This is a genomic window from Shewanella sp. SM95 (genome assembly GCF_025653595.1).
GTDB lineage: Bacteria > Pseudomonadota > Gammaproteobacteria > Enterobacterales > Shewanellaceae > Shewanella > Shewanella oncorhynchi.
On the sequence record NZ_JAKKSE010000001.1, the window covers coordinates 104,845 to 117,307 of the forward strand.

Here is a 12,463-nt window from a genome sequence, read left to right on the forward strand (position 1 = left end):
AGCGTGAGCCTAAGTACAATAGGCCGCAATATCAGCGTTAAACATTAAGGAGTTCCCGATGAGCCGTATCTTATTGGGCGTGAATATCGACCATATTGCTACTCTGCGCCAAGCCCGTGGCACCAGTTATCCTGATCCTGTGCATGCTGCTGCCGTTGCTGAACATGCTGGCGCCGATGGCATCACTATCCATTTGCGTGAAGACAGACGCCACATCATAGACCGCGATGTGTATCTGTTGGCAAAAACCTTGAAAACCCGCATGAATTTTGAATGTGCTGTGACCGAAGAAATGCTTAACATCGCCTGTGAAATTAAGCCGACCTATGTCTGTTTAGTGCCAGAAAAACGTCAAGAAGTCACCACTGAAGGTGGTTTAGATGTAGCGGGGCAGTTAGATAAAATCACTGCTGCAGTGACTCGTTTAGCTGCTGAGGGTATTCAAGTCTCCTTATTTATCGATGCCGATAAAACCCAAATCGATGCCGCTGTTGCCGCTGGCGCACCGCTTATTGAAATTCATACTGGCTGTTATGCCGATGCGAAAACGGAAGCAGAAGAAGCCACTGAGTTAGCGCGTATTAGCGAAATGGCCAAATACGCCCATAGCAAAGGTTTAGTGGTTAACGCAGGTCATGGTCTGCATTATCACAACGTGAAACCGATTGCGGCGATTCCTGAGTTATATGAGCTCAATATCGGCCATGCGATTGTCGCCCGTGCCGCGATAGACGGTTTAGCGACAGCAGTGAAAGACATGAAAGTGTTAATGCTTGAAGGTCGTCGGGGCGAGTAATGGCGATTATCGGTCTAGGCACAGATATCGTCGAGATTGAGCGTATTCAGGCCCATGTGGCACGCGCAGGTGACAAGCTGGCGAAACGTGTGCTGACCGAGGCTGAGTTAGCCATTTATACTGCCCATAGTCAGCCAAGTCGTTATCTTGCCAAGCGTTTTGCTGCAAAAGAAGCCGCAGCCAAAGCCCTCGGTACGGGTATTGGCCGCGGCGTGTCGTTTCAGCATATTCACATTGGCAACAATGAGGATGGTGCACCGACGATTCACTTTACCGAGGGGGCGCTGACTCGCTTACAGCAGCTTAAAGCGACGGTTGGGCATATCTCTATTGCCGATGAAAAATCCTACGCGATTGCGACGGTAATCATAGAGTCTCAATAAACCCGAGTTTGTGTCTGTTGGCGGTAAAAAAGGAACCTTAGGGTTCCTTTTTTCATTTCTGGATGGGTATCCAAATCAGTACCAAATTACTGAATGCAACAATTTATTTACTTTTACTGTTCAGCTTAATTATTTTACGTTAGTTTATGGATTGCGCGTCGCTCAATTTGGCGCACGTAAAAGCAGGGGCAAATGAAGAGGAACCCGACATGAAATCCGCCGCAGAGCAGTTATCGACCTACAAAAGTGTGCATTTAAATCAGCGTAATATTCAGACCCATTTTATTGGCATCCCACTGATTATTTGGTCTGCTTTCCTGTTGTTGGCCACAGTGCGTATTCCGCTGGGGAGTATGGGAGAGACAAGTTTAGCAGTGATAGTCGGTATATTCGTATTGGCCTATTATGTCCGTTTACACTTAAGGCTTTCAATGGGACTCATATTATTCATGGTACCTGTGCTGCTCACGACTGAATGGGCGGCGCATATCGCCGGTGCCACTTGGCTTGCCCTAGGGGTATTTGTGGTGGGCTGGGTGTTCCAGCTAATCGGCCATCAATATGAAAAAGCCAAGCCTGCCTTTGTGGATGACTTAAATCAGCTATTAATTGGGCCATTTTTCTTAATGGCGGAAGTGTATTTTATGTTGGGCTTAGAAAAGGCGCTGAATGCCCAGATAACGCCAATGGCGCTTGAGAAGCGTCGTATACTTGAGGCGAAAAAGTCTGCATAGCTTGGCTAGATAGTGAATTAGAGTAGATAGATTTATAGCTTGGGGGAGCATCATCGCTTGGAGGAAATCGTCGGCCGGACCACATCTTAACTTGTGTGGTTCGGCCAATTTTTATGCTCAAAATTGAGGATTAAACTCTGGGGGGATGATAATACAGCGGGATAATTCTCACTGTATTAATCATATTCTCTGACACATCAATTATCTCTAATGGATAACCTGCTAAACGTAAACTGGTATTCGCAGAAGGAATTTCCTCCAGATACTCCAGAATCAGACCATTGAGGGTTTTAGGGCCATCGGTGGGAAAGTTCCACTTCATTTCTTTATTCAAATCGCGGATCGTAATGCCCGCATCAACTAAGTAGCTACCATCTTGCTGGACCTTAATGTCTTCACTCGGGGTGGTCAACATAGAAGTGGTAAAGTCGCCGACAATCTCTTCGAGAATATCTTCGAGTGTTACTAGACCTTGAATATCACCATATTCATCAACGACTAAGCCGATGCGCTCTTTATTTTGTTGGAAGTTAGCTAGCTGCACATTGAGTGGTGTACCTTCTGGCACAAAGTAGAGTTCTTTCACTGCGCGCAACAAAGATGACTTGCTGAATTGCTCTTTAGATTGGAGGCGCAGGGCGTCACGTAAGTGAATAAAGCCCACTGCATCGTCTATGGTGTCGCGATACACTAACACTCGGGTATGTGGACTTTGGATCACCTGACGATTGATAACCTTAAATTCGTCATTGACGTTAATTCCGTAGATATCTGAGCGTGGCACCATAATATCTTCAACGGTGACTTTCTCTAAATCCAAGATAGATAACAGCATTTCTTGGTGGCGTCGGGGGATGAGTGCCCCTGCCTCATGCACCACAGTACGCAGCTCTTCTTGGCTTAGTGCATCGCTACTATTAACGGTTTTTATCCCCATCAAACGTAAGATACCTGTGGTTATCAAATTAACGCTTGAGACAACATAGGCAAAGGTCGAGGAAAGTATAAGTAGCAGTATGCTAGAGGGAAAAGCAATACGCTCAGGATTTAGCGCTGCGATGGTTTTTGGCGTGACTTCAGCAAAAACGAGCACGACTAACGTAAGCACGCCAGTTGCAACAGCGACCCCTAAGTCGCCCCAAAGACGCATACCAATGATAGTCGCAATAGCAGATGCGGAAATATTGACTAAGTTATTGCCAATTAAGATCAATCCAATCAAACGGTCAGGACGCTCAAGTAACTTCAAAGCTCTAATCGCCCCTTTATGGCCATTGTTGGCTAAGTGGCGTAGACGGTAACGGTTGAGAGTCATCATTGCGGTTTCTGAGCCTGAAAAATAGGCAGAGAATAGGATAAGCACTAGTAAAACGATCAGGAGTGCGCTTGTCGATATAGCGTCCAAAAAAGGCTCCAATGTGGCCAGTAAACTTAAGTAAATACCGACATTTAAAAAAAGTGTCAAGTCGGCCGCAGCAATAACTGCCCCAGCCGACTTAAATGTTTAGTTGAGGATTAACTCTTTGACAATGCGCGCGCCAAAATACGCGAGCGAAAGTAAGGATGCGCCAGTCAGAGTATAAATGACTGCGGTACGAATTTTACAACCGACCCAATACTGTTGCCACAGCATAGTAATGTATACAAACCAAGCCATTATCGACAGAATTGCCTTATGACCTTTACCATCGGCGAACATATCTTCAAGGAAGATAAAACCAGTCGCGAGCGACAAACTGAGCAAGATAACGCCGATAATCACCAGGTGATAAAGCTGTTTTTCAACTGTCATCAGCGGCGGAATGCCAGGGCTCAGCATAAATTGTTTTTTCTTCAGTTTATTTTGGATCATCGCCAGTTGTATCGCATACAGGGCGGCAATCATCAGGGCGCTGTAGGCCATGAGTGACAATACGACGTGGGCTAATACTTCAGGATAAAGCTCAAAATGTGTGATGAATTTAGGCGGCAATAACCAGAGTAGGGCAACCGAAAGCACTGAGCAGGCATAAACCACGGGCACGACGACGATGACCTTCAGCCTGAACATCAATATCGTAAAAGTAAAAGCGATAATCCAGTTCACTAAGGAAATCACATTCGTCAGGCTAAAGTTTTGGCCATCTGTGGTGAAAATCACTTGTGATAATGCTGCGGCATGCAAAATTACCGCAATAGCGGCAAAGCCTGCGACAGCACGGCGATTCGGACCGTCTGGGTGAAACAATCTACTCGTCACTAGTACCAATGCAATGCAATAAAAAAACATGGCTGAGGCAGAAAAGATGACCATGGGTAATTAACCTATTTGTGTAGTTAAAGGTGCCTTAAAAACGGGGCATACAGATCAATATTTTCCCTAGAATAACATGAGCTGTCGGCAAATGGGCAGTGACATGAGTTGCAAAATTTAGCAGATTCTTATTGTTAGGGTTAAATAGTGTGTCGACGACAATAAAACATGACTCAGCGCAAGTAAAACACTTAACCACAATCAAGATGGGTGCAGCAGTAGCATAATGCGCATGCATCGTTATAATACAGCCCATCAATCGAGATTCTTAAAGGTATAGAACAGGACGATGTTTGAGAACCTAACCGACAGACTGTCACGCACACTGAAAAATATCAGTGGCCGTGGTCGCTTAACTGAAGAAAACGTTAAGGAAACCCTGCGCGAAGTGCGTATGGCACTGCTGGAGGCCGATGTTGCCCTGCCTGTGGTGCGCGAATTTGTTAATAACGTAAAAGAACGTGCCGTAGGCCAAGAAGTCTCTAAAAGCTTAAGCCCTGGCCAAGCCTTTATTAAGATAGTTCAAAGTGAACTTGAAAAATCCATGGGCGAGGCGAATGAAGCCCTAGATTTAGCCACTCAGCCGCCAGCTGTGATTATGATGGCGGGTCTGCAAGGTGCGGGTAAAACCACCAGTGTGGCCAAACTGGGTAAATTTTTACGCGAACGCCATAAAAAATCGGTATTAGTCGTCAGTGCTGACGTTTATCGCCCCGCGGCGATTAAACAGCTTGAGACGTTAGCGCAAGAAGTGGCGGTGGAGTTTTTCCCATCGGACGTTAGCCAAAAGCCAATCGACATTGCGAAAGCGGCGATTGCCCACGCTAAATTAAAGTTTATCGATGTGGTGATCCTCGATACCGCGGGTCGTCTGCACGTCGACGAAGCCATGATGGACGAGATCAAAGGCTTACACGCTGCGGTCAAGCCTATCGAGACCTTGTTCGTTGTGGATGCTATGACAGGTCAAGATGCGGCGAACACGGCTAAGGCGTTTAACGAAGCTTTGCCACTGACAGGGGTTATCTTAACCAAAGTCGATGGTGATGCACGTGGTGGTGCAGCGTTATCGATTCGCCATATTACCGGCAAGCCAATTAAATTCCTCGGTGTCGGTGAAAAGACCGATGCGTTAGAACCGTTCCATCCCGATCGTATTGCCTCGCGTATTTTGGGCATGGGCGATGTGTTATCGCTTATCGAAGAAGTTGAGCGCGGCGTCGATAAAGAAAAGGCCATGAAACTGGCTTCGAAAGTGAAGCAGGGTGGCAGTTTTGATTTAGAAGATTTCCGTGAGCAGTTACAGCAAATGAAAAACATGGGCGGCATGATGAACATGCTGGAAAAACTACCCGGTGTGGGTCAATTGCCCCCAGAAGCCTTAGCGCAAATCCAAGACGGCAAGATGACAGGCCAAATGGAAGCCATCATTAATTCTATGACGTCCAAAGAGCGTAAGAACCCTGATTTAATCAAGGGTTCACGCAAGCGTCGTATTGCTGCGGGTTCTGGCACGCAAATCCAAGACGTAAACCGTTTATTGAAACAGTTTACGCAAATGCAAAAGATGATGAAAAAAATGTCTGCTAAGGGCGGCATGCAAAAAATGATGCGCGGAATGCGTGGCATGATGCCGCCAGGAATGAAATTTCCGGGACGTTAATCGGGCATTTTTAGTTAAACTTAGCACTTTATCAGTCGGTTGACTCTGGCAACAATGAACCGCTTACTGAGGGCACAGGCGTAATAATCGCCATCTTTGGTTGCATTCGTTGGAAAGTCAGGTAAAATCTTCCGGCTTTCTATCTGGGACTCTTCGCGAACACGGGGTTCCAGTTTTTATTTTTGCTTCAAGCAAATCATTAGAGGATTGAAAACGCATGGTTACCATTCGTTTAGCTCGTGGCGGCGCAAAAAAGCGTCCATTTTACAACATCGTTGTTGCTGATAGCCGTAACGCTCGTGACGGTCGTTTCATCGAGCGTGTTGGTTTCTTCAACCCATTGGCCCGTGGCCAAGAAGAAACTTTACGTTTAGACCTAGCTCGCGTTGAGCACTGGGTTTCTAACGGTGCAGCTGCTACAGAACGTGTAGCAAAACTGATCAAAGACGCTCGTAAAGCAACAGCTTAATAGCGTTAAGGTATAGATTGATGAGCAGTAACCAACAGCCAGTCGTACTGGGGAAATTAGGCTCCTGTCATGGCATTAAAGGTTGGCTGAAAATCACCGCCTATACCGATTCTGTTGAAGGTATCTTTGACTATTCACCTTGGCTTATTAAAGAAAATGGTGAGTGGCGCGAAATAAAGGTCACCCAGTGGCGTTATCAAGGCAAGGCCGTTGTTGCCTTACTTGATGGCGTAGAAACACGGGAGCAAGCGCAAATGCTCACAAATTGTGAGATTGCGATTTTGCCGGAACAGATGAACGATTTGCCAGCAGATGAATTCTACTGGCGTGATCTCATCGGTTGCGAAGTGGTCAATACAACAGGCTATAACATGGGGATTGTCGATCAGATCGTGGAAACAGGATCGAACGACGTATTACTTGTTAAAGCCAACGCTAAAGATAGTTTCGGCAAAGTGGAACGTATGATCCCCTTTGTCCCTGAGCAGTTCATCAAAACGGTGGACCTGCAAGGTAAACAGATTTTAGTGGATTGGGATCCTGACTTCTAAGTCGAGGTACAACAGATGTGGTTAGGGGTAATAACCCTGTTCCCAGAGATGTTCGGTGCCGTGACAGACTTTGGAGTTACGGGTCGAGCCGTGAAAAACGGCCTGCTCGAGTTGCACACGTGGAATCCCCGTGATTTCACCCATGATAGACATAATACGGTAGATGACAGGCCTTACGGCGGTGGTCCCGGAATGTTGATGATGGTGCAACCCTTGCGCGATGCCATCCGTGCAGCGAAAGCCGCAGCGGGTGAAGGTGCGAAGGTGATTTACTTGTCACCTCAAGGACGCAAGCTGGATCAGCAAGGCGTCACTGAGTTGGCTCAATCATCACGTTTGATTTTGGTCTGTGGTCGATACGAAGGTATTGATGAACGCATCATTCAAACGGAAGTGGATGAAGAGTGGTCGATAGGGGATTACGTGCTTTCGGGCGGCGAATTACCGGCGATGACTCTGATAGATTCAGTATCGAGATTGGTTCCTGGCGTGCTAGGAAAACAAGCTTCGGCGGAGCAAGATTCTTTCTCCGACGGTTTACTGGATTGTCCACATTACACTCGCCCTGAAAGCTTGGATGGTCTTGACGTACCGGCAGTGCTGCTAAGTGGCAACCACGAACAAATTAGACTCTGGCGTTTACAGCAAAGCCTTGGTAGGACTTTACTTAGACGGCCAGAATTATTGCAAAATCTAGCTCTGACTGACGAACAAACGACTCTATTAGCGCAGTTCGTTGAAGCAATGAACAAGCATGCTTAGTCGTAGCTCAGTTAATTCTAGAACGGAGTAAGTTATGAACAACATCATTAAAATGCTCAACGATGAGCAAATGAAACAAGACGTACCTGCGTTTGGTGCTGGTGATACAGTAGTCGTTCAGGTTCGTGTTAAAGAAGGCGATAAAGAGCGTTTACAGGCTTTTGAAGGCGTTGTAATTGCTAAGCGTAACCGTGGTCTGCACTCTGCATTCACAGTACGTAAAATCTCTAATGGCGAAGGTGTTGAGCGTGCTTTCCAAACGCACAGCCCACTGATCGCTAGCATTGAAGTTAAGCGTCGTGGTCGCGTTCGTCGCGCCAAACTGTACTATCTGCGTGATCGTTCAGGTAAATCTGCACGTATCCGTGAGAAGCTGGCAACTAAGTAATAGTTACCGCTACAGAAAACAAGACGTAGTGTTCGCACAGAAAACCGCCCTAGTGGCGGTTTTTTGTTGCTGTTTTTTGAGTATTTATACTTGATCTAAAGAGAATGAACAGGCATAGTGGTCGCCCGATTGTAATGGTGTAGCATTACAAAAGTACATTGCGATGGATTTACGCTATTTTATATCCGAAATGAATGCCCAAGCTGACTTGAAGTCCTGCTTCGACAACTGGGTTAAACACTAAGTCTTAGGTGGTAAGCATGCAACAAGATACGATTAACAACGTACACATCAGTTCAGAGAAAGTCTTAATCACGCCGCAAGAGCTTAAAAATGCCTTGCCACTCTCTGAGCATGCTTATCGCTATATCCTCAATGCTCGCAAAACCGTGGCTGATATTGTTCATAAGCGCGACAATCGAGTATTGATTGTCACTGGTCCTTGCTCCATCCATGATATCGCCGCTGCTAAGGAATACGCTTTAAGGCTTAAAACCCTGCACGATGAACTCAGTGATGAGTTTTACATCTTAATGCGAGTGTACTTTGAAAAGCCGCGTACCACGGTAGGTTGGAAGGGCATGATCAACGATCCCGATATGGATGAATCCTTCGATGTCGAAAAAGGCCTGAAAATGGCCCGTGAGCTAATGATTTGGTTGGCCGAGTTAGGACTGCCTGTTGCCACCGAAGCACTCGATCCTATCAGTCCTCAGTACATTTCTGAGCTTGTCACTTGGTCTGCCATTGGCGCTCGCACCACTGAATCGCAGACTCATAGGGAAATGGCATCGGGTCTTTCTATGCCGGTGGGCTTTAAAAATGGCACCGATGGTAAGCTCGATGTAGCGATTAATGCGCTAAAATCGGCGGCCAGTAGCCACAGATTTATGGGCATAAACCAACAGGGCCAAGTCGCATTATTGCAAACTGCAGGTAATCCCGATGGCCATGTGATTTTACGCGGTGGTGCAACGCCCAACTATGATGCGGCGAGTGTGGCAGAGTGTGAAATGCAGCTCCACAAAGCCAAACTCAATGCACGTTTGATCATCGATTGCAGCCATGGCAATTCATCCAAAGACTACAGCCGCCAAAAGCCTGTCTGTGAAGATGTGTTCGAGCAGATTTTTAACGGCAATAAGTCGATTATTGGCGTCATGCTAGAAAGTCATTTAAATGAAGGCAATCAAAGTTGTGATAGGCCATTAAGCGAGCTAGCTTACGGTGTTTCTGTAACAGATTCTTGTATTAATTGGGAAAAAACAGAAACCATTTTACGGGAAGGTGCAGCGAAGTTATCTTCAATACTTCCAACGCGTTTCGATATGCTTAAAGTAGCTAACGCTTAAATTGGTTACAGCTTAATGGACTCAGGTATGAATGAAAAAACAACGGCCGAATTAGAACACCTTCGCGGCCTGATTGATGGTGTTGATCAGCAATTACTGCACTTACTGCGTAAGCGCTTGGATCTCGTTGCGCAAGTGGGCACGGTGAAACACGGCGCCGGTTTACCTATTTATGCACCTCAGCGTGAAGCAGCCATGCTGGCTAAACGCCGTGAAGAAGCAAAAACTATGGGAATCGAGCCGCAGTTGATCGAAGATATTTTGCGTCGCTTGATGCGTGAGTCTTACCTCAATGAAAAAGATGTTGGTTTTAAGCAAGTTAAAAAAGATCTTGGCTCAGTGGTGATTGTCGGCGGTAAAGGGCAACTCGGTGGACTATTTTCACAAATGCTGACTTTATCCGGCTACCAAGTGAATTTGCTCGATAAAGACGATTGGCAGCAAGCGGATAGCTTATTTGCCGATGCTGGCATGGTGTTAGTGACAGTGCCTATTGCGATTACCTGTGAGCTTATTCGTGAAAAGCTGACCCAATTACCAGCCGACTGCATTCTGGCGGATTTAACCTCCATCAAGACTGAGCCAGTTAAAGCCATGCTTGAGGCGCATTCTGGTCCCGTCGTTGGTTTTCATCCTATGTTTGGTCCTGATGTGGGCAGTCTGGCGAAGCAAGTCGTGGTGGTGTGTCATGGTCGCTCGCCGGAAAAATACCAGTGGTTACTTGAGCAGATCGCCATTTGGGGAGCTCGGATTGTCGAAGCAGAACCTGAGCGTCACGACAATGCGATGCAGCTAGTGCAGGCAATGCGTCACTTCTCGACCTTTGTGTATGGTTTGAATCTGTGTAAGGAAGAGGCCGATATTGATACTTTACTGCAATTTAGCTCGCCGATTTACCGATTAGAATTAGCTATGGTAGGGCGCTTATTCGCCCAAAGCCCAGAGCTTTACGCCGATATTATTTTTGCCCAGCAAGATAGCCAGCATGCTATTGGTGATTATTTAGATAACTACCGTGAAGCGTTAGAGCTACTAAAACGGGGTGACAGGAACGAGTTTATTAAGCAGTTCCAAAGTGTCGCCAAATGGTTTGGGGATTTTGCACCTCAATTCCAGCGCGAAAGTCGTATTATGCTGCAATCGGTTAATGATATGAAAACCAATTAATAAATAAACAGTTACCCTTTAAAACGCCCATCATTGATGGGCGTTTTTTTATGGATTTTAACAGGTCACATTGTATTAATTAGCAATTGCTTAAGGTGATCTTTCTCTAACATTTAGCATCTCACTTTAGAAATGACTGTCGCTTATGGCACGTTTAGGTAGACTAGTTTTAAACATGCAAAAATAAAGCATGAATTTAAATTAGGAGTCTATCCATGTTCTGTATTCAGTGTGAGCAAACCATTCGTACACCCGCTGGCAATGGTTGTAGTTATTCCCAAGGTATGTGTGGCAAGTTGGCGGCAACGTCCGATCTGCAAGACTTGCTGATTTACATGCTACAAGGCGTGTCTGTATATGCGGTTAAAGCTCGCGAGCTGGGCATTATCGATGCTGAAATTGATAGTTTTGTGCCTAAAGCCTTTTTCGCGACCCTCACCAACGTCAACTTCGATGATGAGCGCATTATGGCCTATACCCAGCAGGCGGCTAAGTATCGTGCTCAGTTAAAAGCTTCTTACGAAGCGGCTTGTGAACAAGCCGGTATTGCTGCTGAGCAAGTGCCGCAAGTCGCTCAGTTAGTGCTGGGGACAAGTAAGATTGAAATGCTAGCGCAGGCACCGATTGCACTGCTGAATAAAGATAAGCATGAAGTTCATGAAGACATCATGGGATTGAGGTTATTGTGTTTATATGGCCTTAAGGGCGCGGCTGCTTATATGGAGCATGCTCGCGTGTTGGGGCAGACTGATGCTGATGTGGCAGGGCGCTTCCATGAAATCATGTCTTTCTTAGGTGAGCCGAGTGTAGATGGCGATAAGCTGTTTACTACGGCTATGGACATAGGTCAGTTGAACTACCGCATAATGGCAATGCTGGATGCGGGTGAAACTCAGGCCTTTGGTCATCCTGAGCCAACTGTGGTCAACACTAAGTCAGTTAAGGGCAAAGCCATACTAGTCTCTGGCCATGACATGAAGGATTTAGAGCTTATTCTCGAGCAGACTGTAGGCAAGGGTATCAATGTGTTTACCCACGGTGAAATGCTTCCTGCACTGGCGTATCCAGCCTTTAAAAAATATGCACATCTTGTCGGAAATTACGGCAGTGCTTGGCAGAATCAACAGCAAGAATTTGCCAATTTCCCTGGCGCTGTGGTGATGACATCTAACTGTATTATCGATCCAAATGTGGGTAGTTATAGTGATCGTATCTTTACTCGCAGCATAGTGGGCTGGCCTGGTGTGGTGCATATCGAAGGAGATGATTTCTCGGCTGTCATTGATAAAGCGTTAGCCTTAGAAGGCTTTATCTATGATGAAATCCCACACACTATCACTATTGGTTTTGCCCGTAATGCCTTGATGGCCGCAGCGCCCGCCGTGGTTGAAAATGTGAAGAGTGGTGCGATTAAGCATTTCTTCCTTGTTGGCGGTTGCGATGGCGACAAAGCCGACAGAAGCTACTTCACTGAACTTGCTAAATCCACACCTAAGGATTCAATAATCCTGACGCTAGGCTGTGGTAAGTACAAATTCAATAAGCTCGAATTTGGTGACATTAACGGTATTCCACGTTTGCTCGATGTGGGCCAATGTAACGATGCCTATTCAGCGATTCAGTTAGCGATTGCATTAGCTGAAGTGTTTGAATGTGATATCAATGAATTACCTCTGAGCTTAGTGCTTTCTTGGTTTGAGCAAAAAGCCATTGTAGTACTGCTGACGCTGTTGTCACTTGGCGTTAAAAATATTCGAACAGGCCCGACGCCACCTGCATTCCTGACGGCCAATTTAGCTAAAGTTTTGGAAGATAAGTTTGGCTTGCGTAATACCACGACAGTCGAAGCCGATTTAAAAAATATGTTAAACGTGGCTTAAATCAACCAAGAATTGTTGCTGAACT

13 protein-coding genes are annotated in these 12,463 nt (G+C 46.1%); 11 read left to right on the top strand and 2 right to left on the bottom strand.

Annotated features, from left to right (window positions below; translation table 11 throughout):
• Window positions 1-58 precede the first annotated feature (58 nt).
• The 3 genes from pdxJ to L5M29_RS00470 all read left to right on the top strand — a co-directional run bounded on the left by pdxJ (window position 59) and on the right by L5M29_RS00470 (window position 1,913).
• Window positions 59-796: a pyridoxine 5'-phosphate synthase gene (pdxJ, locus tag L5M29_RS00460; RefSeq protein WP_263165636.1), complete on the top strand. Its 738-nt coding sequence runs from the start codon at window positions 59-61 to the stop codon at window positions 794-796.
• On the top strand, window positions 796-1,179 hold the full coding sequence (gene acpS / locus L5M29_RS00465; protein ID WP_263165638.1) for a holo-ACP synthase: 384 nt from the start codon (window positions 796-798) through the stop codon (window positions 1,177-1,179). Before pdxJ ends, acpS begins: the two co-directional genes overlap by 1 nt.
• A gap of 209 nt (window positions 1,180-1,388) precedes the next feature.
• Window positions 1,389-1,913, top strand: a complete 525-nt coding sequence (locus tag L5M29_RS00470; RefSeq protein WP_105249854.1) for a DUF962 domain-containing protein — start codon at window positions 1,389-1,391, stop codon at window positions 1,911-1,913.
• Window positions 1,914-2,043: 130 nt separating this feature from the next.
• On the opposite strand, the gene L5M29_RS00475 is transcribed toward L5M29_RS00470, so the two are convergent.
• Both L5M29_RS00475 and L5M29_RS00480 read right to left on the bottom strand, forming a co-directional pair.
• A complete protein-coding gene (locus L5M29_RS00475) occupies window positions 2,044-3,318 on the bottom strand; it encodes an HlyC/CorC family transporter (RefSeq protein ID WP_113940661.1) in 1,275 nt (424 codons plus the stop codon).
• A 99-nt stretch (window positions 3,319-3,417) separates the two neighbouring features.
• On the bottom strand, window positions 3,418-4,206 hold the full coding sequence (locus L5M29_RS00480; RefSeq protein ID WP_028760813.1) for an inner membrane protein YpjD: 789 nt from the start codon (window positions 4,204-4,206) through the stop codon (window positions 3,418-3,420).
• A gap of 289 nt (window positions 4,207-4,495) precedes the next feature.
• Between L5M29_RS00480 and ffh the strand changes: the two genes are divergently transcribed.
• From ffh to hcp, 8 genes are all read left to right on the top strand, one after another.
• Complete coding sequence (gene ffh / locus L5M29_RS00485) at window positions 4,496-5,869, top strand: signal recognition particle protein (RefSeq protein WP_006080787.1); 1,374 nt, start codon at window positions 4,496-4,498, stop codon at window positions 5,867-5,869.
• Window positions 5,870-6,086: 217 nt separating this feature from the next.
• The gene (rpsP, locus tag L5M29_RS00490) at window positions 6,087-6,338 is read left to right on the top strand and encodes a 30S ribosomal protein S16 (protein ID WP_006080788.1); all 252 of its coding nucleotides are present in this window, start codon (window positions 6,087-6,089) and stop codon (window positions 6,336-6,338) included.
• Window positions 6,339-6,358: 20 nt separating this feature from the next.
• On the top strand, window positions 6,359-6,889 hold the full coding sequence (gene rimM / locus L5M29_RS00495) for a ribosome maturation factor RimM (protein WP_006080789.1): 531 nt from the start codon (window positions 6,359-6,361) through the stop codon (window positions 6,887-6,889).
• 15 nt (window positions 6,890-6,904) lie between these two features.
• Window positions 6,905-7,651, top strand: coding sequence for a tRNA (guanosine(37)-N1)-methyltransferase TrmD (gene trmD / locus L5M29_RS00500; protein WP_263165641.1), 747 nt, complete (start codon window positions 6,905-6,907; stop codon window positions 7,649-7,651).
• Window positions 7,652-7,685: 34 nt separating this feature from the next.
• Entirely contained in the window at window positions 7,686-8,039 is a 354-nt protein-coding gene (rplS, locus tag L5M29_RS00505) for a 50S ribosomal protein L19 (protein ID WP_006080791.1), read from the top strand.
• Between the two features lie 260 nt (window positions 8,040-8,299).
• Window positions 8,300-9,391, top strand: a complete 1,092-nt coding sequence (locus L5M29_RS00510; RefSeq protein ID WP_263165643.1) for a 3-deoxy-7-phosphoheptulonate synthase — start codon at window positions 8,300-8,302, stop codon at window positions 9,389-9,391.
• 27 nt (window positions 9,392-9,418) lie between these two features.
• The gene (gene tyrA / locus L5M29_RS00515; RefSeq protein WP_028760808.1) at window positions 9,419-10,558 is read left to right on the top strand and encodes a bifunctional chorismate mutase/prephenate dehydrogenase; all 1,140 of its coding nucleotides are present in this window, start codon (window positions 9,419-9,421) and stop codon (window positions 10,556-10,558) included.
• A gap of 215 nt (window positions 10,559-10,773) precedes the next feature.
• Window positions 10,774-12,438, top strand: coding sequence for a hydroxylamine reductase (gene hcp / locus L5M29_RS00520; RefSeq protein WP_263165645.1), 1,665 nt, complete (start codon window positions 10,774-10,776; stop codon window positions 12,436-12,438).
• The last annotated feature ends 25 nt before the right edge of the window (window positions 12,439-12,463 follow it).

Excerpts from the sequence above, each read along its gene's own strand:
- pdxJ (WP_263165636.1), top strand. The coding sequence starts at position 59 with ATGAGCCGTATCTTATTGGGCGTGAATATCGACCATATTGCTACTCTG.
- acpS (WP_263165638.1), top strand. The coding sequence starts at position 796 with ATGGCGATTATCGGTCTAGGCACAGATATCGTCGAGATTGAGCGTATT.
- L5M29_RS00470 (WP_105249854.1), top strand. The coding sequence starts at position 1,389 with ATGAAATCCGCCGCAGAGCAGTTATCGACCTACAAAAGTGTGCATTTA.
- L5M29_RS00480 (WP_028760813.1), bottom strand. The coding sequence starts at position 4,206 with ATGGTCATCTTTTCTGCCTCAGCCATGTTTTTTTATTGCATTGCATTG.
- ffh (WP_006080787.1), top strand. The coding sequence starts at position 4,496 with ATGTTTGAGAACCTAACCGACAGACTGTCACGCACACTGAAAAATATC.
- rpsP (WP_006080788.1), top strand. The coding sequence starts at position 6,087 with ATGGTTACCATTCGTTTAGCTCGTGGCGGCGCAAAAAAGCGTCCATTT.
- rimM (WP_006080789.1), top strand. The coding sequence starts at position 6,359 with ATGAGCAGTAACCAACAGCCAGTCGTACTGGGGAAATTAGGCTCCTGT.
- trmD (WP_263165641.1), top strand. The coding sequence starts at position 6,905 with ATGTGGTTAGGGGTAATAACCCTGTTCCCAGAGATGTTCGGTGCCGTG.
- rplS (WP_006080791.1), top strand. The coding sequence starts at position 7,686 with ATGAACAACATCATTAAAATGCTCAACGATGAGCAAATGAAACAAGAC.
- L5M29_RS00510 (WP_263165643.1), top strand. The coding sequence starts at position 8,300 with ATGCAACAAGATACGATTAACAACGTACACATCAGTTCAGAGAAAGTC.
- tyrA (WP_028760808.1), top strand. The coding sequence starts at position 9,419 with ATGAATGAAAAAACAACGGCCGAATTAGAACACCTTCGCGGCCTGATT.
- hcp (WP_263165645.1), top strand. The coding sequence starts at position 10,774 with ATGTTCTGTATTCAGTGTGAGCAAACCATTCGTACACCCGCTGGCAAT.